The sequence below is a fragment of the Nocardioides marinisabuli genome, from assembly GCF_013466785.1.
GTDB classification, from domain to species: domain Bacteria; phylum Actinomycetota; class Actinomycetes; order Propionibacteriales; family Nocardioidaceae; genus Nocardioides; species Nocardioides marinisabuli.
Genome location: NZ_CP059163.1, coordinates 2,774,632 through 2,793,936, shown reverse-complemented (window position 1 = coordinate 2,793,936; position 19,305 = coordinate 2,774,632). Strand labels below are relative to the sequence as shown.

General features: G+C 72.5%; 17 protein-coding genes. 7 read left to right on the top strand and 10 right to left on the bottom strand.

Annotated features, from left to right (window positions below; genetic code table 11):
• Positions 1 to 4: 4 nt before the first annotated feature.
• A complete protein-coding gene (metG, locus tag H0S66_RS13385; RefSeq protein ID WP_179615823.1) occupies positions 5 to 1,801 on the bottom strand; it encodes a methionine--tRNA ligase in 1,797 nt (598 codons plus the stop codon).
• A gap of 61 nt (positions 1,802 to 1,862) precedes the next feature.
• Here metG and H0S66_RS13380 point away from each other — a divergent pair, with 61 nt between their 5' ends.
• Positions 1,863 to 2,609, top strand: coding sequence for a GOLPH3/VPS74 family protein (locus H0S66_RS13380; RefSeq protein WP_180923625.1), 747 nt, complete (start codon positions 1,863 to 1,865; stop codon positions 2,607 to 2,609).
• Here the strand turns inward: H0S66_RS13380 and H0S66_RS13375 are convergent.
• Positions 2,540 to 3,766 carry an N-acetylmuramoyl-L-alanine amidase gene (locus H0S66_RS13375; RefSeq protein WP_179615821.1) on the bottom strand — a complete coding sequence of 409 codons (1,227 nt, stop codon included), beginning with the start codon at positions 3,764 to 3,766 and terminating at the stop codon, positions 2,540 to 2,542. The two genes, H0S66_RS13380 and H0S66_RS13375, sit on opposite strands and share 70 nt — an antisense overlap.
• Before the next feature lie 82 nt (positions 3,767 to 3,848).
• Between H0S66_RS13375 and H0S66_RS13370 the strand changes: the two genes are divergently transcribed.
• Positions 3,849 to 5,126: a DUF2254 domain-containing protein gene (locus tag H0S66_RS13370; RefSeq protein ID WP_179615820.1), complete on the top strand. Its 1,278-nt coding sequence runs from the start codon at positions 3,849 to 3,851 to the stop codon at positions 5,124 to 5,126.
• Positions 5,127 to 5,142: 16 nt separating this feature from the next.
• On the opposite strand, the gene H0S66_RS13365 is transcribed toward H0S66_RS13370, so the two are convergent.
• A complete protein-coding gene (locus H0S66_RS13365) occupies positions 5,143 to 5,781 on the bottom strand; it encodes a mycothiol-dependent nitroreductase Rv2466c family protein (protein WP_179615819.1) in 639 nt (212 codons plus the stop codon).
• 47 nt (positions 5,782 to 5,828) lie between these two features.
• Positions 5,829 to 7,469: a CHAP domain-containing protein gene (locus H0S66_RS13360; protein ID WP_179615818.1), complete on the bottom strand. Its 1,641-nt coding sequence runs from the start codon at positions 7,467 to 7,469 to the stop codon at positions 5,829 to 5,831.
• 218 nt (positions 7,470 to 7,687) lie between these two features.
• On the opposite strand from H0S66_RS13360, the gene pepN reads away from it, so the two are divergent.
• Positions 7,688 to 10,237 (top strand): aminopeptidase N, encoded by a 2,550-nt coding sequence (gene pepN, locus H0S66_RS13355; protein ID WP_179615817.1) that lies wholly within the window; start codon positions 7,688 to 7,690, stop codon positions 10,235 to 10,237.
• Between the two features lie 98 nt (positions 10,238 to 10,335).
• On the opposite strand, the gene H0S66_RS13350 is transcribed toward pepN, so the two are convergent.
• Together H0S66_RS13350 and H0S66_RS13345 are read right to left on the bottom strand one after the other, a co-directional pair.
• Complete coding sequence (locus tag H0S66_RS13350) at positions 10,336 to 10,722, bottom strand: DUF5130 family protein (RefSeq protein ID WP_179615816.1); 387 nt, start codon at positions 10,720 to 10,722, stop codon at positions 10,336 to 10,338.
• Positions 10,709 to 11,080, bottom strand: coding sequence for a hypothetical protein (locus H0S66_RS13345; protein ID WP_179615815.1), 372 nt, complete (start codon positions 11,078 to 11,080; stop codon positions 10,709 to 10,711). The genes H0S66_RS13350 and H0S66_RS13345 overlap by 14 nt, the downstream gene beginning before the upstream one ends.
• A 164-nt stretch (positions 11,081 to 11,244) precedes the next feature.
• Here H0S66_RS13345 and H0S66_RS13340 point away from each other — a divergent pair, with 164 nt between their 5' ends.
• Both H0S66_RS13340 and H0S66_RS13335 read left to right on the top strand, forming a co-directional pair.
• Positions 11,245 to 12,294 carry a mechanosensitive ion channel family protein gene (locus tag H0S66_RS13340; RefSeq protein WP_179615814.1) on the top strand — a complete coding sequence of 350 codons (1,050 nt, stop codon included), beginning with the start codon at positions 11,245 to 11,247 and terminating at the stop codon, positions 12,292 to 12,294.
• Complete coding sequence (locus H0S66_RS13335; protein ID WP_179615813.1) at positions 12,291 to 12,662, top strand: globin; 372 nt, start codon at positions 12,291 to 12,293, stop codon at positions 12,660 to 12,662. Before H0S66_RS13340 ends, H0S66_RS13335 begins: the two co-directional genes overlap by 4 nt.
• Before the next feature lie 40 nt (positions 12,663 to 12,702).
• Here the strand turns inward: H0S66_RS13335 and H0S66_RS13330 are convergent, their stop codons facing one another.
• Both H0S66_RS13330 and H0S66_RS13325 read right to left on the bottom strand, forming a co-directional pair.
• Positions 12,703 to 13,584, bottom strand: a complete 882-nt coding sequence (locus H0S66_RS13330; RefSeq protein WP_179615812.1) for an acyl-CoA thioesterase — start codon at positions 13,582 to 13,584, stop codon at positions 12,703 to 12,705.
• Positions 13,585 to 13,620: 36 nt separating this feature from the next.
• Positions 13,621 to 13,836 (bottom strand): hypothetical protein, encoded by a 216-nt coding sequence (locus tag H0S66_RS13325; protein ID WP_179615811.1) that lies wholly within the window; start codon positions 13,834 to 13,836, stop codon positions 13,621 to 13,623.
• A 137-nt stretch (positions 13,837 to 13,973) separates the two neighbouring features.
• Between H0S66_RS13325 and H0S66_RS13320 the strand changes: the two genes are divergently transcribed.
• A complete protein-coding gene (locus tag H0S66_RS13320; RefSeq protein WP_179615810.1) occupies positions 13,974 to 15,188 on the top strand; it encodes an acetyl-CoA C-acetyltransferase in 1,215 nt (404 codons plus the stop codon).
• A gap of 119 nt (positions 15,189 to 15,307) precedes the next feature.
• Complete coding sequence (locus H0S66_RS13315; protein ID WP_179615809.1) at positions 15,308 to 15,823, top strand: MarR family winged helix-turn-helix transcriptional regulator; 516 nt, start codon at positions 15,308 to 15,310, stop codon at positions 15,821 to 15,823.
• A gap of 30 nt (positions 15,824 to 15,853) precedes the next feature.
• Here the strand turns inward: H0S66_RS13315 and ettA are convergent, their stop codons facing one another.
• Entirely contained in the window at positions 15,854 to 17,536 is a 1,683-nt protein-coding gene (gene ettA, locus H0S66_RS13310; RefSeq protein WP_179615808.1) for an energy-dependent translational throttle protein EttA, read from the bottom strand.
• An 80-nt stretch (positions 17,537 to 17,616) separates the two neighbouring features.
• The gene (locus H0S66_RS13305) at positions 17,617 to 19,263 is read right to left on the bottom strand and encodes a GTPase (RefSeq protein WP_179615807.1); all 1,647 of its coding nucleotides are present in this window, start codon (positions 19,261 to 19,263) and stop codon (positions 17,617 to 17,619) included.
• Between the last annotated feature and the right edge of the window lie 42 nt (positions 19,264 to 19,305).

The window sequence follows — 19,305 nt, the reverse complement described above, 5'->3', positions numbered from 1 at the left end:
GCCGTCAGGCCTCGGCGAGGCGCGCGACCTCCTCCTCGGCGACCGCGGGGTCGAGCTTGGTGAAGACGGGGGTGGGCTTCTCGACGGGGGTGCCGACGACGATCGGGTGGCGCCGCCAGGCCGGGGCGGTGGTGTAGTCGCCGGTGATGACCGGGTAGCCGGGCCCGCCGTCGAGGTCCTCGACCTCCTCGATGCGCGGCATCGGCGCGATCTCGCCGGTGCCCCCCAGCGCGCGGTCGACGGCGTTGGCCGAGAACGGCAGGAACGGGGCGAGCACGAGGTTGAGGTCGGCCACGCACTGGGCGACCACGTGCAGGATCGTGGCCAGCCGCTCGCGCTGGTCGTCGCCCTTCAGCTTCCAGGGCTCGGAGTCGGAGACGTACTTGTTGACCACGCCCACCGCCCGCATCGCCTCGCCGATGGCGGCCTTGAGGCGGTGCCGCTCCAGCAGGTCGCCGACGAGGCCGAAGGCCGCCTCCGCGACCGCGAGCACCTCCTCGTCCTGCGGCTCCAGCGGGCCGGCCGCGGGGATCTCGCCGAAGTTCTTGGCGATCAGCGTCGCGGTGCGGTTGACCAGGTTGCCCCAGCCGGCGACCAGCTCGTCGTTGGTGCGGCGCACGAACTCGGCCCAGGTGAAGTCGGAGTCCTGGTTCTCGGGGCCGGCCGAGGCGACGAAGAAGCGGAACGCGTCGGGCTGGTAGCGGCTGAGCAGGTCGCGCACGTAGATGACGACCTTCTTGGAGGAGGAGAACTTGCGGCCCTCCATGGTCAGGAACTCCGAGCTGACCACCTCGGTGGGCAGGTTGAGCTCGCCGTAGGAGTGCGTGGTGCCCCCGCGCTCGCCCTTGCCCGAGTAGGCCAGCAGCTCGGCCGGCCAGATCTGGGAGTGGAACGTGATGTTGTCCTTGCCCATGAAGTAGTAGGACAGCGCCTCGGGGTCGTTCCACCACTGGCGCCAGGCCTCGGGGTCGCCGCTGCGCCGGGCCCACTCGATCGAGGCCGAGAGGTAGCCGATGACGGCGTCGAACCAGACGTAGAGCTTCTTGGTGGGCTGCTCGCGCCACCCGTCGAGCGGCACCGCGATGCCCCAGTCGATGTCGCGGGTCATCGCCCGCGGCCGGATCTCCTTGAGGATGTTCTGGCTGAAGCGGATCACGTTGGGCCGCCACAGGCCGGTGGCCTCGCGCTCGTCGAGCCACTCCCCCAGCGCCTCGGCCAGCGCCGGCAGGTCGAGGAAGAAGTGCTGGGTCTCGATGAACTCCGGCGTCTCGCCGTTGATCTTGGAGACCGGGTCGACCAGGTCGGCGGGGTCGAGCTGGTTGCCGCAGGTGTCGCACTGGTCGCCGCGCGCGCCGCCGGCGCCGCAGATCGGGCAGGTGCCCTCGATGTAGCGGTCGGGCAGGGTGCGCCCGGTCGAGGGCGAGATGGCGCCGTGCGTGGTCTGCTCGACGAAGTAGCCGTTGGCGTGCACGCCCAGGAACAGCTCCTGCACCACCGCGTGGTGGTTGCGCGTGGTGGTGCGGGTGTAGAGGTCGTAGGTGCAGCCGAGCGCCGCGAGGTCCTCGGCGATGACCCGGTGGTTCTTGTCGGCGAGCTCCTGGGGGGCGACCCCGGCCTCGTCGGCGGCGATCAGGATCGGGGTGCCGTGCTCGTCGGAGCCCGAGACCATCAGAACGTCGTGGCCGGCCATGCGCATGTAGCGGCTGAACACGTCGGAGGGCACACCGAAACCGGCGACGTGGCCGATGTGGCGCGGACCGTTGGCGTAGGGCCAGGCGACTGCCGACAGGACTCTGCTCATGGGGGGAATCCTAGGAGTGCGTCCGTCGACCCGGTGCGGCGGTGCGGCTACCGTCGAGGTCATGACCACGTCGGTCGCGGAGGACCTGCTGCTCCTGCTGCTCGACGACGCCTCGGGAGCACCCCACGGCAGCACCTACCTGGTGCCCGCGCTGGGGGGCGCGCTGCTCGTCGAGCTCGACCGGGCCGGGCGCGTCGAGGTCGTCGAGCACGGCGGGCTGCTGCGCCGCCGGACGGTGCGCGCCCTCGGCACCGACGCCCCCACGGACGCCCTGCTCGCGGCGGCCTGGACCGAGGTGGCCCACAAGGAGCGCAGCCCGCAGCACCTGGTGACCCGCCTCGGGCGCGGGGTCGAGGAACCGCTGGCCGGGCGCCTCGTCGAGCAGGGGGTGCTCGAGCGGCGCGACGACACCGTGCTCGGGCTGTTCCACCGCACCCGCTGGCCCGAGCGCGACGGCACCCGCGAGGCCGTGCTGCGGCGCGAGCTGACCTCGGTGCTGGTCGGCGGCGCCGGGCCCGACCCGCGTACGGCGGCCCTCGTCGCGCTGCTGCACGCCGTCGGGCGCGCCACAAGGTCGTCGACCACCAGGGCATGCGGGCCTCGCGGGTGCGGGCCCGGGCCCGCGACGTCGCCGACGACGCCGAGGTCGCCTGGGTGGCGAAGGCGGTCAAGGACGCGATCGCGGCGGCGGGCTCGGGGACCTACGTCGGCGGGGTGTGAGTCGGGCAGGGCGCCGGCTCAGCCGGTGCCGCCGTACTTCTTGGCGCGCTTGCGGGTGCGGCGCCGGATCGCGGGCAGCTTGGCGTAGAGCGACTGGCCCGGGCAGGCGGTGTCGTTGGTGTCGCGGTGGCCGTCGATGACGCGCAGCTTGACCCAGCCGCGCCGGTACTTGTCGCTGCCGGTGCAGTAGACCCGCACCTTGCCCGAGGGGCGACGGCGGTACTTGTCGAGCTTCCACGCCGCGAGCTTGACCAGGGCGGTGACCGTCTTGGAGGTGACCCCGGTGGTCTCGAGGTTGCCGATGACCGCGACGCCCATCGAGGTGTTGTTGAACCCCAGCGTGTGGGCGCCGCGCACGGGGCGCCCCGGGCCCCCGGCGCGCCCGACCCAGGTGCGGCCGAACTTGTCGACCAGGAAGTTGTAGCCGATGTCGGACCAGCCCAGCGACTGGGTGTGGTAGCGGTACATGGAGCGGATCAGGGCCGGTACGTCGCCGCGGCTGTAGTCGTTGCCGCTGGCGGTGTGGTGCACGTGCACCTGGTGGATGGTGCGGCACATCACCGGCTTGCCGTCGCGCCAGGAGTCGTCGGCGCCCCAGTCGCTGCGGCTCAGCAGCCGCGGTCGCGGCGAGCGGCTCGGACGGCGGGCCGTGGCGTCGCCCTCCTCGGCCGGCTCGTCGGTGGGCTCGCCGGTGGGCTCGTCAGTGGGCTCGTCCTTGGCGGCGGCGCGGGCGCCGGGCAGCGACGGACGCACCCGTGCGTCCTGCGCGCGCTGCTCGGCGTGGATCAGCACCAGGCGGAGGTCGCTGGGTCGCCGTCCGACGACGAGCACCTCGACGCCGTCGGCCTCGGGCAGCCACAGCGGGTCGGTGCCGCGGCGTCCCTTGTCCTCGCCGCTGCCGGCGTCGGGCCCGTCGTGCAGAACGCGCAGCGCCTGCCACGACGACCACCGGCCACCGCTGCGGGTGCGCACCCGCAGGCCCGGTGCTGCGCCGCTCCAGGTCAGCGCGAGCATCCGGTACGTCGCGGTGTCGAGGCGACCGGTGGCCCAGCGCCCCGTCCCGCTGCGCGCGAGCCGCTGCCCGCCGAGGCTGATCTCGTGGGTGGTCACGCCGCCGGAACGGGTGGTGGTGGCACCCGAGACGGGCGGCGCGAGGGGTCCCGCGAGGGCACCGAGGGCGGGCACGGTCGACAGGGCCGCGGCCCGGGTGACCAGGGTGCGGCGCGGCAGCGGTGGGCTAGACATCACTGACATCATGCGTCACTGCCGTCACAGTGTCGATCCCCTGTCACTGCCGCCCCGACCCCCAGGCGGTAGGAATGGGGCGGTGAGCACCCCGCAGCCGCAGCCCAGCCCCGTGCCTGCCGCACCCTCCGGCCGCCAGGCCGGGCGGGGCTGGTTCGCCCGCCTGGCCAGCCGGCTGGTGCGCCCGTTCTGGGTGGTCCCGGCCCTGTGGTCGCTCGGCGCGATCGCGCTCGGGCTGGTGGTCCCCCGGCTCGACTCGACCGGCCTGTCCGACCTGCTGCCCTTCCTCTTCCCCGGCGACGTCGAGGGCGCGCGAAGCGTGCTGTCCAGCATCGCCGGCGCGATGATCTCGGTGACCGGGCTGGTCTTCTCCAACACCATGGTCGTCCTGCAGCTGGCCAGCAGCCAGTTCTCGCCCCGGGTGCTGCAGACCTTCCTGCAGGACCGCGTCACCCAGCACACGCTGGGCGTCTTCACCGCCACCTTCGTCTACGCCCTGACCGTGCTGAGGTCGCTTGCCGACGCGGGCGACAGCCCCGTCCCGCAGCTGGCGGTGACCCTGGCGTTCGCGCTGGTCGTCGCGGCGGTGGCGATGTTCCTGATGTTCATCAACCACATCACGGCCTCGGTGGGCATCTCCAACATCCTGCACCGCAGCGCCGCGGAGACGCGCGGCCTGCTCGAGCGCGGGCGCGGCGCCCGCACCCGCATGCCCGACGGCCCGCCCGACCTGCCCTACCTGGGGCACCAGCAGGTGGTGCTGGCGCGCAGCAGCGGCTACCTCGACGCGGTCGACGTCGACCAGGTCGCCGCGGCCGCGCAGCGCCACGACGTACGGGTCGAGCTGCTGCACCCGCTCGGCACGTTCCTGGTCGAGTCGCGCCCGCTGGCGATGGTGCACGGCGGCCGCGGCACGGACGTCGACTGGACCCGGGTCCTGGGTCGCCACCTCGACCTCGCCCGCGAGCGGTCGTTGCAGCAGGACATCTCCTTCGGGCTGCGACGCCTGGTCGACATCGCCGAGCGGGCCCTCTCCCCCGGCATCAACGACCCGACGACCGCCGTGCAGGTCGTCGACCAGCTGCACGACCTGCTGCACCGCATCGCCGCCGAGTCCGACCCCTACCCCGTGCACCTCGACGGGGACGGGACGGCCCGGCTGGTCACGCGCGAGGTCACGTTCGCCGAGCTGCTCGACCTCGCGGTCGACGAGATCGCCCACTGGGGCGCGGACAGCCTGCAGATCCCCCGACGCCTGCGCGCGATGCTCGACGACCTGCTGGTCGACGCCCGCCCCGAGCACCGCGAGGCGCTGCAGCGCAAGCAGTCGCAGCTGGCCGCCCTCGACACCGCCGGCTGACCCGGCCGACCCAGCCTCAGCTGAAGTCGAGCTCCGCGGTGCGCGAGCGCTTCAGCTCGAAGAACTGCGGGTAGCCGGCCAGCAGCACCGCGCCGTCCCAGACCCGGCCGGCCTCCTCGCCGCGCGGGATCGAGGTGAGCACGGGGCCGAAGAAGGCGGTGCCGTCGATCGCGATGGTCGGGGTCCCGACCTCGTCGCCGACCTGGTCCATGCCCTCGTGGTGCGAGGCGCGGATGGCGTCGTCGTACGACGCGTCGTCCCACGCCTCGATCAGCGACGACGGCAGCCCCACCTCGGCGAGGGCGTCGACGACCACGTCGCGCTCGGGGCCGCGCCCGTCGTCGTGGATGCGGGTGCCCATGGCGCTGTAGAGCGGGAGCAGCTGGTCCTGGCCGTGCCGCTGCCAGGTGGCCATGGCGACGCGCACCGGGCCCCAGCCCTTCTCCAGCGCCTTGCGGTACTCCTCGGGCACGTCCTTGCCCTCGTTGAGGTAGGACAGGCTCATCAGGTGCCAGCTGACCTCGACGTCGCGCACCTTCTCGACCTCGAGGACCCACCGCGAGGTGATCCAGGCGAAGGGGCAGAGGGGGTCGAACCAGAAGTCGGCCGTGGAGGTGGTGGACGTGCTGGACGCCGTGGCGGTCTCGGAAGTCATGGAAGGTTCAATCACCTGCCCCGCCCGGCTATTCCCCGACCGTCGCCTCAGCGCCGGGGCACCTCGACCCGCACGACCTCGCGCGAGCGCCGGACCACGTCGGTGCCGTCGTAGACGACCCGCACCCGGTGGGTGCCGGGGTCGAGCCGGGCCAACCGGAGCCGCACGACACCGCCCTCGAGCTCGGCGACCTTCTCGCGGTCGCCGACCAGCAGCCGCACCACCCCGCCGGGCTCCGCGACCCCCGCGGCGGTGACGGACACGTCGGCCACCACCTTGCGCGTGCGCCCGACCGCGTCGACCACCATCGACGAGCGGGTGGTGACCGGGCCGTCGGTGCCCAGCACGCCGGTGTACGTCGTGTAGCCGGGTCGCGAGACCTCGACGGTGACCTCGAGGACCCGGCCCACGTCGCCCTCGCCGAGGGAGTAGCGGCGTCCGCCGGCGCCGACGGAGGAGCCGGTGACGACCTGGCCGTCGCGGCGCCAGGTGTAGGTGACCTCGGCGTCGGCGGGGGCGTAGGTGCCGCGCCCGACCTCGAGGGTCTTGCCCAGGCGGGCCTTGCCCGTGAGCGTGAAGGGCTCCGACACCACGAGCACGCCCGGCGCCACCCGGCCGGCGTCGACCGCGACGGTGCTGGTGCGGTAGCCGTCGAGGGTCGCGGTCTCGCGCACCTCGACCCGCTTGTCGACCAGCTCCGGCGTCAGCCGCAGCCGCGCCGTCGTGGCCCCCTCGAGGGGCGAGCCGTCGGCGTACCACTGCAGGCCGGTCTGCTCGGGGGTCGGCTCGTAGCCGCCGCGGGTCGCGGTCAGGACCTCGTCGACGCGGGCGGTGCCGGTGACGGTGGGCGCGCTGCGCGTGGTGAGGGTGCCGGGCTTGACCTTGCTGGTGCGCGAGGACGTCGCGGTGCCGTCGGCGTAGCCCTTCTTGGTGGCCACGACGGCCACCGAGAGGCGGTTGCGGCGCTGCGCGGCGGTGGGGGTGAAGGTCTCCTCGTCGGCGCCGGCGATCGGGGTGTTGCCGGCGTACCACTGCAGGCGCGTGCTGCTCGCGGGCTTCCAGCTGCCCGGGGTGGCGCGCAGGGTCGCGCCGACCGCGGCGTCGCCGGTGATGCTGGGCGCCTCCTGCGCCTCGACCTGCTGGTCGCGGAAGTGGATGAAGCCGGTCGGCCAGCCCGAGCCCGACGTGGTGATGCGGCGCCAGTGGAAGTCGCCGCCCCAGGAGTCCTCCGAGACGATGATCTCGTCGGGCGAGACCACCTGCTCGACGTAGGCCAGGTGGCCCACGGACCCGCCGCCGGGCACCCCGGCGCGCCACCAGGCGATCGAGCCGACGACCGGGGTGCCGTCGACCAGGTGCTTCATGGCCTCGCCCCAGTTGGTGGCGTTGCCGCTGCCGGTCCACGGGCGCTCGTTGGGCATCCCGTTCTGCACCAGGCGGTAGGCGACGTAGTTGGTGCAGTTGTGCCCGGCGTACATCCGCCAGTACATCTGCTGGCCCGCGGTGCGGTAGCCGGCGTGTGAGTAGCCCTTCGACTCGCACGAGGCGTAGCCGGTGCACAGGTAGGTCGAGTAGCCCTGCGCCGGCACGGCCGGCAGGACCACCAAGGAGACGGCCAGCGCGAGCAGCAGCCCCGCCAGGCGCCCCGCGCCCCGACGGGCGCCCGGCCCGGGGGGTCGGCTCGTCACAGCGCGCAGCGCATCCCGAGTCATCATCACGAGTGGGGATTAAACCCCACGTCAAGCACCGACACGCCGGTCGAGTCAATTTTTTTCACTTTTGTCACACCGGTCGCAGCAGGACTCACCCGCCCCAGGAGACCCTGCCACGCCGGGCCCGGCGCGGCCAGGGGTGCTCCGCCTATCTGGTTGCGGTCCCGGGGCCGGGCGGTGCGATGATCGGCGCCATGCCTGGAACCAACCTCACCCGGGACGAGGCCGCCACCCGCGCCGCCCTCCTGGACGTCACGTCGTACTCCATCGACCTGGACCTCACGACGGGCGAGAAGACCTTCGCGTCCACGACCACCATCTCCTTCACCTGCAGCGAGCCGGGGGCGGCCACCTTCGCCGACCTCGTCGACGCGACCGTCCACGAGATCACCCTCAACGGGCGCAGCCTCGACCCCGCGACGGCGTACGCCGACAGCCGGATCGCGCTCGACGACCTCGCGGCCGACAACGAGCTGGTCGTGCGGGCCGACTGCACCTACTCCCACACCGGCGAGGGCCTGCACCGCTTCGTCGACCCCGCCGACGACCGGGTCTACCTCTACTCGCAGTTCGAGGTGCCCGACGCCCGGCGCGTCTACACGACCTTCGAGCAGCCCGACCTCAAGTCGGTCTTCAGCTTCCGGGTCACCGCGCCCCAGGACTGGAAGGTCGTCTCCAACTCCCCCACCCCCGAGCCGCAGGGCCTCGGCGACGGCCGCGCCGTGTGGGAGTTCGAGCCCACGAAGCCGATGTCGACCTACATCACCGCGCTGATCGCCGGCGAGTACCACGAGGTCCAGGATTCCTACGAGGGCAAGCACGGCACCATCCCGCTGGGCCACTACTGCCGCCAGTCGCTGGTGGAGTACCTCGAGCGCGACCTCGACGACGTCCTGACCATCACCCGGCAGGGCTTCGCGTTCTTCGAGGAGGCCTTCGACTTCCCCTACCCCTTCGGCAAGTACGACCAGCTCTACGTGCCGGAGTACAACATGGGCGCGATGGAGAACGCCGGCGCCGTGACGCTGCGCGACGAGTACCTGCCGCGCTCGCGCCAGCCGCGCTCGTTCTACGAGTTCCGCTGCTCGGTGATCCTGCACGAGATGGCCCACATGTGGTTCGGCGACCTGGTGACCATGAAGTGGTGGGACGACCTGTGGCTCAACGAGTCGTTCGCCGAGTGGGCCTGCTACCACGCCGAGGTGGAGGCCACGGAGTTCACCGACTCCTGGACCGGCTTCGCCAACGCGCGCAAGCAGACCGGCTACCGCGCCGACCAGCTGCCCAGCACGCACCCGATCGCGGCCGACAACCACGACCTCCAGGCCGTCGAGGTCAACTTCGACATGATCACCTACGCCAAGGGCGCCTCGGTGCTCAAGCAGCTGGTGGCCTGGGTCGGCCTCGAGGACTTCCTCGGCGGGCTGCAGCAGTACTTCAAGGACTTCGCCTACGGCAACTCCGAGTTCGCCGACCTGCTCGCCGCGCTGGAGAAGTCCTCGGGCCGCGAGCTGTCGGGCTGGGCCAAGGAGTGGCTGCAGACCGCCGGCGTGAACACCCTCAGCGCCGAGTTCGACCTCGACACCGAGGGCCGCTACACCCGCCTGGCCGTGCGCCAGGGCGCCCACCCCGACTGGCCGCAGCTGCGTCGCCACCGCCTCGGGATCGGCCTCTACAACGAGGTCGAGGGCCGCCTGGTGCGCACCCGCTACGTCGAGACCGACGTCGAGGGCGAGCTCACCGAGATCGCCGATCTCGCCGGGGAGGCGCAGCCCGACCTGCTGCTGCTCAACGACGCCGACCTGACCTACGCCAAGATCCGGCTCGACGAGCGCTCGCTGGCCACCGCCATCGCGGGCCTCTCGCGCGTCGACGACTCGCTGGCGCGCGCGCTGGTGTGGGGCGCGGCGTGGGACATGACCCGCGACGCCGAGATGGCCGCCACCGACTACGTCGAGCTGGTGCTGGCCAACATCGGCAGCGAGACCGACCCCTGGGGCGTCAGCCGGATCCCGAGCACCGCCGCGACCGCGGCCTCGGCGTACTCCGCACCCGAGGGGCGCGCCGCCCTGCTGGCGCGCTGGGAGACCGGGCTGCGCGAGCTGGCGCTGGCCGCCGAGCCCGGCAGTGACCAGCAGCTGACCTTCGTGCGCTCCTACGCGGGAGCGGCGCACAGCGACCGCGCCCTCGACGACGTGGCCGGCCTGCTCGACGGCACCTGGGAGATCGAGGGCCTCAGCGTCGACCAGGACCTGCGCTGGTCGCTGGTGACCTCGCTGGCCGCCGCGGGCCGCGCCGGCTCGCGCATCGAGGACGAGCTGGCCGGGGACGCCACCATCTCGGGCCAGGAGCACGCCGCCGCGGCCCGCGCCGCCCGTCCCGACGCCGACGCCAAGGCCGAGGCGTGGGAGCTGGCGGTCGAGCGCACCGACGTGCCCAACGAGACCGCCCGCTCCATCGTGCTCTCGTTCATGCGCCAGGGCCAGGAGGAGGTGCTGGCGCCGTACGCCGACAAGTACCTCGAGGCCGCCGAGACGCTCTGGGACCACCTGGGCACCCACCGCGCCTCGACCGTGCTCAACTACATCTTCCCCAGCCCGCTCGCGAGCGCGGAGCTGGTGGAGGAGGTCGACGCCTGGCTCGAGCGCACCGCGGCGCCCGCCGCCGCCCAGCGCTTCGTGCTCGAGGGCCGCGCCGACGTGCTGCGCGCGCTGGCCGCCCAGGAGCGGGACGCCCGCCGCTGACGGCCGAGCGGTCACTTCTGAACCACCGAGAGGTCACGTCTGAACCTCTCGGCGGTCAGGAGTGACCGCTCGAAGGTTCAGAAGTGACTGCTCGGCTGTCAGGCCTTGGCGTGCAGGGTGCGCGGGGGCCGCGCGTGCTCGGCGAGCATCTCGATGCCGCGGCGCAGGCCGCCGGCGAGGTCGCCGGCGGCGAAGTCCTGCTGCATGTGCAGGGCGGCCAGCTCGACCTCGCGGTCGCTGAGGGTGCGCCGCACGAACCCGCCCGTGACGATCTCGAGGAACCGCTGGGTCGGGTCGACCATGATCAGGATGCTGCGCGAGGGCGCCACGAGCGTGTTGTGCAGGCTGGTCGCGAAGGCCCGGGGCTCGCCCTCGGCGTTGCCGACGAAGACCGAGATCTCCATGCGGCACAGCTGCTCGGCGCGACGGATCGTCGCGTCGAGCGCCGCGTGCTCGGCGGAGGAGAAGGGGTCACCAGCGGGCACTGGAGCCACCCGCCTGCGAGTCGTCGTTGTCGGGGGCCGCGAGCTCACCGGTGGCCCGGCGCGGGCCGCCGATCCACTGGTTCTCGACCGGCGGCGCACCCGGCGCCACCCGCTCCCCGCGCGCCAGCGGCGGGCCGTAGACCAGCGCCGTCAGCACGAGCGCGCCGAGCACGGGCAGCCCGACGAGGACCAGCAGCCAGCCGAGCGGGTCGACGGCGGCCGGGTCGGACCAGCCCTCGGGGACGTCGGCGGCGGCCGGTGCGGCGCTGAGCACGACGGCGGTGCCGGCCGCGCCGAGCGCGAGCAGCAGCGTGCGGGCACGACGGGCCAGGACGGAGGAGGTGATCAGGGTGCTCACGACCGAAGGATATCGGCTCGCCACCCACCTCTCGAACCGCGCCCACCTCCCTGGTCACCCGGGCCGGGAGCGGGACCGGGAAGAGCCGTCGGCCCGCCGGACGTGACCCGGTCGACACGTGCAGGGTTGGGGGTCGGCACCGGCCACCTGTTTGACTGGCAGGCATGGTTCCCCTCGTATCCCTGTCCTCCCTGATCAAGGGTCGGTGCGACGAGTCCGAGCAGGTCTGCAACTGGGTCAAGGGCCAGACCGGCAGCGACAAGCTCGCGAACACCGCCGACCTGCTGATCGGCAAGCCGATGGCGGTCCTGGGGCTCGTCCTCCTCGGCTTCGTGCTGCGCTGGGTGCTGCACCGCGTGGTGGACCGGATCGTGGCCCGCGCCCAGGACGGGGTGCTGCCCGACCAGGTGCACCGCTTCCGCAAGGGCCGCGCCGCGAAGGTGCAGGCGGCGAGCGAGTCGCTCAACGCCACCCGCCGGGTGCAGCGGGCCAAGACGATGGGGAGCCTGCTCAAGAGCATCATCACCGGCCTCGTGCTGGCGATCGTGGGCACGATGGTGCTCAGCGAGATCGGCGTCAACATCGCACCGATCATCGCCAGCGCCGGCATCGTGGGCCTGGCCGTCGGCTTCGGCGCCCAGTCCCTGGTCACCGACTTCCTCTCGGGCGTCTTCATGATCTTCGAGGACCAGTACGGCGTCGGCGACGAGATCGACCTGGGCGAGGCCATCGGCACCGTCGAGGCCGTCAGCCTGCGCGTCACGCGGCTGCGCGACATCAACGGCACCGTCTGGTACGTCCGCAACGGCGAGATCGCCCGGGTCGGCAACATGAGCCAGAACTGGGCCCGCACCGTGCTCGACGTCTCGGTCTCCTACGACGCCGACCTGGTCGAGGTGCGCCGGGTGCTCGAGGACGTCGCCCACGACCTGTGGGACGACGAGGACTTCAAGGGCAAGGTCATCGAGGAGCCCTCGGTCTGGGGCGTGCAGGAGCTGGGCGCCGACGGCATCGCGGTGCGGGTGGCGCTCAAGACCGCCCCCGGCCTGCAGTGGGGTGTCGCGCGCGAGATGCGCCAGCGCATCAAGGCCCGCTTCGACATCGAGGGCATCGAGATCCCCTTCCCGCAGCGGGTGGTGTGGCACCGCGACGAGCGCGACGCCCGGGGTGCCTCGGAGGAGCCCGCGGCCGACAGCGAGATGATGGGCCGGTGACGTTCTACGACGAGATCGGGGGCGAGGCGACGGTCCGCGCGATCGTGCACCGCTTCTACGAGGGCGTGGCCGGCGACGAGGTGCTGCGCCCGATGTACCCCGAGGAGGACCTGGCCCCGGCCGAGGACCGCTTCGCGCTGTTCCTGATGCAGTACTGGGGCGGGCCCACCACGTACTCCGACACCCGGGGCCACCCCCGGCTGCGGATGCGCCACGCCCCCTTCGCGGTCAACCCCGAGGCCCGTGACCACTGGCTGCTGCACTTCCGGGCCGCCCTCGACGAGGTCGACCTCACCGAGGAGCAGCGCCAGACGTTCTGGGACTACGTCACCCACGCCGCCCAGTTCATGGTCAACACCCTCGACTGACGGGCCCCGCCCGACCGCTCGACCGGCTCGACGGGTCGGCTCAGCCGGCGCGAGCCAGCATCGCCGCGAGCGGCTCGCGCTGGGCCGCCGGCGGCGGCGCCGAGCGCCCGGTGCCCGCGTCGACGAAGACGAGCACCACCCGGGCCCGCGCCAGGACGGTCCCGCCGTCGCAGATCTCGCTCTCGACGACCACCGAGCTGGTGCCGACGTGGCTGACCCACGACCAGGCGTCGTACGCCGCCTCGCGGTGCAGGATCGGCACCTTGTAGTCGACCTCGGCGCGCGCCAGGACCATCGAGGCGCGGCTCGCCCCGGCCGGGTCGTCCCACAGGCGCGCCAGGAGCGAGATGCGGGCCTCCTGCAGGTACTCGAAGTAGCGCACGTTGTTGACGTGGCCGTAGACGTCGACGTCGCTGAAGCGCACGTGCACGGGGTAGTGCCCGGCCTCCTCGCGGTGCGCCGGGGTGCGGGTGGCCCGCTCCCCCGGGCCGGGGTCCTCGACGTAGGCGGCGAGCGCCAGGCGCTCCTCGGCCGTGAGCCGCCGAGGCCGCTCCTGGCTGAAGACGAAGGGGGTCAGCACGGTCGTGGCCGTGAGGTGGACGGTGCGGCTGCCGTCGGGGTGCTCGTCGAAGATCTCGTAGGCCATCGTGAAGCTGGCGGCGCGCACCTGCACCACCCAGCACTCGATGCTCACCGGCGCGAACCGGAACAGCAGGGGCGTGCGGTAGTCGACCTCGTGGCGCACCACGACCAGGCCCTCGACGAGGCCCTCGGCCGACTGCTGCGCGGCGGCACCGCCCCGGTGGTGGCGCATCATGTCGACGCGCGCCTCCTGCAGGTAGTCGACGTACACGACGTTGTTGACGTGTCCGAGCAGGTCGAGGTCGGCCCAGCGCACGGGGCACTCGTAGCGGTGGCGCATCGGGCGATCGTGCCAGACCCGCCGGGCGCCCGCGGGTCAGCGCGCGCCGCTGAGACCCCGGTAGTAGACGGGGATGCTCAGGCCGGCCGCACGACGGCGACGGCGGTGGCCGGTGAGGGCGGTGGCGGCGACACCCGTGACCACGGCACCGACCAGCGCCGCGACGGCGAGGGTGAGGACGTAGAGGACGGCGACGGGGGTGGTGACGGTGACCATGTGGGGCTCCAGGTTCTGCTGCGGGACGTCGGACATACCGAGAGTACGTCCGCGTCGGCCCGACCGGACCCCACGTGGGGGGAGACCCGCGACACGTCCGCCGACCCGCACCGGACCCTCGACTAGGGTGGCAGCGACTTCATCGTCCCCGAACAGAGAGCCGGTCCCCATCCATGCCTGAGGCAGTCATCGTCTCCACCGCCCGCTCGCCCATCGGCCGCGCCAACAAGGGTTCGCTCAAGGACATGCGTCCCGACGACCTGAGCGCGCTGATCATCAAGGCCGCGCTCGACAAGGTCCCGGCGCTCGACCCCAACAGCGTCGACGACCACTACATGGGCGTGGGCCTGCCCGGCGGCGAGTCGGGCAACAACCTGGCGCGCGTCGTCAACGTCCTCAACGGCATGGACGACGTGCCCGGCGCGACCATCACCCGCTACTGCTCCTCCTCGGTGCAGACCACCCGGATGGCCTTCCACGCCATCAAGGCGGGCGAGGGCGACGTCTTCATCTCCTCGGGCGTCGAGACCGTCTCGCGCTTCGCCAAGGGCACCTCGGACCACTGGCCCGACACCCACAACCACCTCTTCGACGAGGCCAAGGCCCGCACCGACAAGCTCGCCGAGGGCGGCCAGGACTGGGTCGACCCCCGCGAGAACGGCGCGCTGCCCGACGTCTACATCGCCATGGGCCAGACGGCCGAGAACGTCGCGCGGCTGCGCGGGCTCGACCGCAAGGAGCTCGACGAGTTCGGCGTCCGCAGCCAGAACCTCGCCGAGAAGGCAATCAACGACGGCTTCTGGGCCCGCGAGATCACCCCGGTGACGCTGCCCGACGGCACGGTCGTCTCGGCCGACGACGGCCCGCGCGCCGGCGTCACCTACGACGCGATCAAGGACCTCAAGCCGGTCTTCCGTCCCGACGGCGTCGTGACCGCGGCCAACTGCTGCGCCCTCAACGACGGCGCCGCCGCGGTCGTCATCATGAGCGACACCAAGGCCGAGGAGCTCGGCCTCAAGCCGCTGGCGCGCATCGTCTCCACCGGCGTGAGCGGCCTGTCCCCCGAGATCATGGGCCTCGGCCCGGTCGAGGCGACCCGCAACGCCCTCAAGCACGCCGGCATGAGCATCGGCGACATCGACCTCGTCGAGATCAACGAGGCCTTCGCCGCGCAGGTGGTGCCGTCCTACCAGGACCTCGGCATCGACCTGGACCGCCTCAACGTCAACGGTGGCGCGATCGCCGTGGGCCACCCCTTCGGCATGACCGGCGCCCGCCTGCAGAACACCATGCTCAACAGCCTGGAGTGGCACGACAAGAGCACCGGCCTGATCACCATGTGCGTCGGTGGCGGCCAGGGCATGGCGCTCATCCTCGAGCGTCTCTGAGCCACCCGCTCAACCGGGCCGCACGGCCCGCTCGACGAGACCCCCGGCACCTCGGTGCCGGGGGTCTCGCCCGTCCTGGGTGTGCCGCGCGGCATGGGGGCCGCACTACAGTGTGGGGCGTGACCAGCACCGACAGCTCCCCCGCCCGCGTCACCGGGCGCTGGCTCGACACCGAGCAGCAGCACGCCTGGCGTGCGCTCGTGCTTGGCTCGACGCTGCTCTTCGACCGGCTCGACGACGACCTGCGGCAGGGCTGCGGGCTCTCGCTGACCGAGTACGAGATCCTCGTGCGCCTCTCCGAGCGCGACGGGCGCCTGCGCATGGCGCAGCTCGCCGACGCGCTGGCGCACAGCCGCAGCCGGGTCACCCACACGGTGGCCCGCATGGAGCGGGCCGGCCTGGTCGAGCGCCGCTCCTCGCCCGAGGACGGCCGCGGCATCATGTGCTGGTTGACCGACGCCGGGCGCGAGCTGCTGGAGCGGAGCGCACCGGTGCACGTCAACGGCGTGCGCGACCACCTCGTCGACCTCGTGCCCGCCGAGGACCTCGCGGCGATGGGACGGGTGATGAACGCCGTCTCCGACGCCCTGGTGGCCTGCCACCCCGAGATGGAGATCCGCCAGCCGGGCCGCTGAGCGGTCCCGGCCGGCGGGCCGAGCGGGCTGCTAGTCGCGCGTGAGGCGACGGTGGGTGACGCGGTGCGGCCGCGCCGCCTCGACGCCCAGGCGCTCGATCTTGTTCTCCTCGTAGGCCGCGAAGTTGCCCTCGAACCAGAACCAGCTCGCCGGGTCGTCCTCGTCGCCCTCCCAGGCCAGGATGTGGGTCGCGACGCGGTCGAGGAACCACCGGTCGTGGGAGGTGACCACGGCGCAGCCGGGGAAGTCGAGCAGCGCGTCCTCGAGCGAGGACAGGGTCTCGACGTCGAGGTCGTTGGTGGGCTCGTCGAGCAGCAGCAGGTTGCCGCCCATCTTCAGCGTCAGCGCCAGGTTGAGGCGGTTGCGCTCACCACCGGACAGGACGTTGGCCTTCTTCTGCTGGTCGGGGCCCTTGAAGCCGAACGAGGCGACGTACGCGCGCGAGTTCATCTCGAAGTTCGCGACCTTGATGAAGTCGAGCCCGTCGGAGACGACCTCCCACACGTTCTTGGTCGCGTCGAGGCCGCCGCGGCTCTGGTCGACGTAGGAGATCTTGACGGTCTGACCCACGTCGAGCGAGCCCTCGTCGGGCTGCTCCTGGTCGGTGATCATCCGGAACAGGGTGGTCTTGCCGACGCCGTTGGGGCCGATGACGCCGACGATGCCGGCGCGGGGCAGCGAGAAGGACAGGTCGTGCATGAGGGTGCGGCCCTCGAAGCCCTTGGTCAGGCCCTTGGCCTCGAGCACCACGTCACCAAGCCGGGGCCCGGCCGGGATGTTGATCTCGGAGGTGTCGATCTTGCGCATCCGGTCGGCCTCGGCCGCCATCTCCTCGTAGCGCGCGAGCCGCGACTTGCTCTTGGCCTGGCGCGCCTTGGGGTTCGAGCGCACCCACTCCAGCTCCTTCTCGAGCATCTTGGCGCGCTTGGCGTCCTTCTGCCCCTCGACCTTGAGCCGGTCCTTCTTGGTCTCCAGGTAGGTGGAGTAGTTGCCCTCGTAGGGGTGCGCCTGGCCCCGGTCGAGCTCGAGGATCCACTGGGCGACGTTGTCGAGGAAGTACCGGTCGTGGGTCACGGCCAGGACGGCGCCCGGGTAGCTGGCCAGGTGCCCCTCGAGCCACTGCACCGACTCGGCGTCGAGGTGGTTGGTGGGCTCGTCGAGCAGCAGCAGGTCGGGCTGCTGGAGCAGCAGCTTGCACAGCGCGACCCGGCGGCGCTCGCCACCGGAGAGGTTGTCGACCACGGCGTCGGCCGGGGGGCAGCGCAGCGCGTCCATCGCCTGGTCGAGCCGGCTGTCGAGGTCCCAGACGTTGGCCGCGTCGAGCTCGCTCTGCAGGTCGCCGGCCTCGGTCGCGACCTTGTCCTGGTCGGCGTCGGGGTCGCCCATCATCATGTAGAGCTCGTCGAGGCGCGCCATCTTCGCCTTGGTCTCGGCGACCGCCTCCTCGACGTTCTCGAGGACCGTCTTGCCCTCGGTGAGCGGGGGCTCCTGCTGGAGCATCCCGACCGTCGCACCGGGGTCGAGGATCGCGTCGCCGTTGTTGGCGTGGTCGAGCTGGGCCATAATCTTCAGCAGCGACGACTTGCCGGTGCCGTTGGGGCCCACCACGCCGATCTTGGCGCCGTGAAGGAACGAGAGGGTGACGTTGTCGAGGACGACCTTGTCACCGTGGGCCTTGCGCACGTTGCGCAGTGTGAAGACATATTCCGCCATGTTTCCGAGCCTAGTTGCTCGGCCCCGCCCCGGCTCCCCGGGGTCCCCCGCCCGGGCCCCCGCGCGAGCGGGGCGCGCGCTCAGCGCTCGGCGAGCGCCTTCGACAGCCCGCCGCGCGCGCGGGTGTACGCCGCGAGCTCGGCCTCGACGGGACTGACCACCAGGTCGTGGGCGACCGCGCCGACCGCCTCGCGCAGCCGGGTGTCGGCCACCGAGGCGCGCCGTCTGGCCGTGCCGGCCACCAGTCCCCGGCACACCAGTGCCAGCAGCACCCCGAGCCCGACCCCGCCGAGCAGCAGGAGCAGCGGCAGCGCGACCCCGGCGTAGACGGGGGTGTCGTCGAGGGTGCCGGACAGGGCGGTGGCCACCGTCCAGGCGCCGCCGACCAGCGCGGTGACGACCAGCACCCACTGCAGCACCCGCACTACCCCGGCCCAGACCGGGATGCGGGAGGTCTGCAGGTCGACGCCGCGCAGCGCGTCGTCGAGCCGGTCGCCGATCTCGGGCAGGCGATGCACCGAGGCGCGGCGCACCGCGTCGGCCCAGGGGCGCCCGAGGCCCTGCGTCGCCTCGTCGACCAGGGAGCGCACCTCGGAGTCGACCCGGGCCCGCTGCACCGACGTCGTCTGGGGCACCGCGCTCTCGCGACCGCGCAGCGCCTTGGCGGAGCCGCCGAGGTCGAGCTGCATCTTCTTGAGCGGGTCGGGACGCAGCCGGCTGGTCCACGAGACCAGCGGCCAGCCGGTCGCCCGGCCGGCCCGCAGCCGGGTCGAGCGCTCGACGGCCTCGACCACGGTCGGCACCCCGGCGGCCTCGGCGAAGGCGTCCTGCATCGCGTGCACCCGCTGGTCGGACAGCGCGCGGGTCGGCGCGGCACCCCCGGCCTCCTGCAGGCGGGCCGCGGCGGCGCGCACGTCGGACTCGATCCGCTCGGCGGTCATCTTCTTGGCCCGCACCCGCGACTCGATCTCACCGCGCAGCTCGTCGAGGCCCAGGCCCTGGCGGGCGCTGATCCCGATCACGGGCACCCGGCCCAGACCGTCGGCCTCGAGCAGGCGGCGTACGTCGGCCAGCATCGCCTCGCGGCCCTCGGCCGGCACGGTGTCGATGTGGTTGAGCACCACGACCATGACGCCCTCGTGGGTCTTCAGCGGCGCCAGGTAGCGGTCGTGGATCGCGGCGTCGGCGTACTTCTGGGGGTCCAGGACCCACACGAGCATGTCGGCCAGCGCCACCAGGCGGTCGACCTCGAGGTGGTGGGAGACCTCGGTCGAGTCGTGGTCGGGCAGGTCGAGCAGGACCACGCCCTCGAGCGCCTGCGACTCGCGCCGGGTGTCGAGCATGGAGTCGCGGGTGGTCTGGTGCCGCGGCGGGATGCCCAGCCAGTCGAGCAGCTCACCGGCGCCGTCGCTGCCCCACACGCAGGCGGTGGCCCACGACGTGGTCGGTCGACGTACGCCGACCGCGGACAGCTCCAGCCCGGTCAGGGCGTTGAAGGTGGAGGACTTGCCCGAGCCGGTGGCGCCGGCGATCGCGACCACGGTGTGCGCGGCCGAGAGGCGCAGCCGGCTGGTGGCCCGGTCGACCACCTTCTCGGCGTCGTCGACGAGGGCGTCGTCGAGCCGCCCGCGCGCCGCCTCGGCGGCGGCGGCGAGACCATCGATGCGGGCGCCGGTGTCGGTCCCACGGGTGACCAGCTTCTTGGCCCCCTCGAGCAAGGACGTCATGTTCTCCCACTCAGCGTGCGGTCAGTGCTGGGCGACACCCTA

Bases quoted from the DNA above. Each gene is read 5' to 3' on its own strand.
- H0S66_RS13380 (WP_180923625.1), top strand. From the start codon at position 1,863: ATGACCACGTCGGTCGCGGAGGACCTGCTGCTCCTGCTGCTCGACGAC.
- H0S66_RS13320 (WP_179615810.1), top strand. From the start codon at position 13,974: ATGCCTGAGGCAGTCATCGTCTCCACCGCCCGCTCGCCCATCGGCCGC.
- H0S66_RS13375 (WP_179615821.1), bottom strand. From the start codon at position 3,766: ATGTCTAGCCCACCGCTGCCGCGCCGCACCCTGGTCACCCGGGCCGCG.
- H0S66_RS13340 (WP_179615814.1), top strand. From the start codon at position 11,245: ATGGTTCCCCTCGTATCCCTGTCCTCCCTGATCAAGGGTCGGTGCGAC.
- ettA (WP_179615808.1), bottom strand. From the start codon at position 17,536: ATGGCGGAATATGTCTTCACACTGCGCAACGTGCGCAAGGCCCACGGT.
- H0S66_RS13305 (WP_179615807.1), bottom strand. From the start codon at position 19,263: ATGACGTCCTTGCTCGAGGGGGCCAAGAAGCTGGTCACCCGTGGGACC.
- H0S66_RS13365 (WP_179615819.1), bottom strand. From the start codon at position 5,781: ATGACTTCCGAGACCGCCACGGCGTCCAGCACGTCCACCACCTCCACG.
- H0S66_RS13330 (WP_179615812.1), bottom strand. From the start codon at position 13,584: ATGCGCCACCGCTACGAGTGCCCCGTGCGCTGGGCCGACCTCGACCTG.
- pepN (WP_179615817.1), top strand. From the start codon at position 7,688: ATGCCTGGAACCAACCTCACCCGGGACGAGGCCGCCACCCGCGCCGCC.
- H0S66_RS13325 (WP_179615811.1), bottom strand. From the start codon at position 13,836: ATGTCCGACGTCCCGCAGCAGAACCTGGAGCCCCACATGGTCACCGTC.
- metG (WP_179615823.1), bottom strand. From the start codon at position 1,801: ATGAGCAGAGTCCTGTCGGCAGTCGCCTGGCCCTACGCCAACGGTCCG.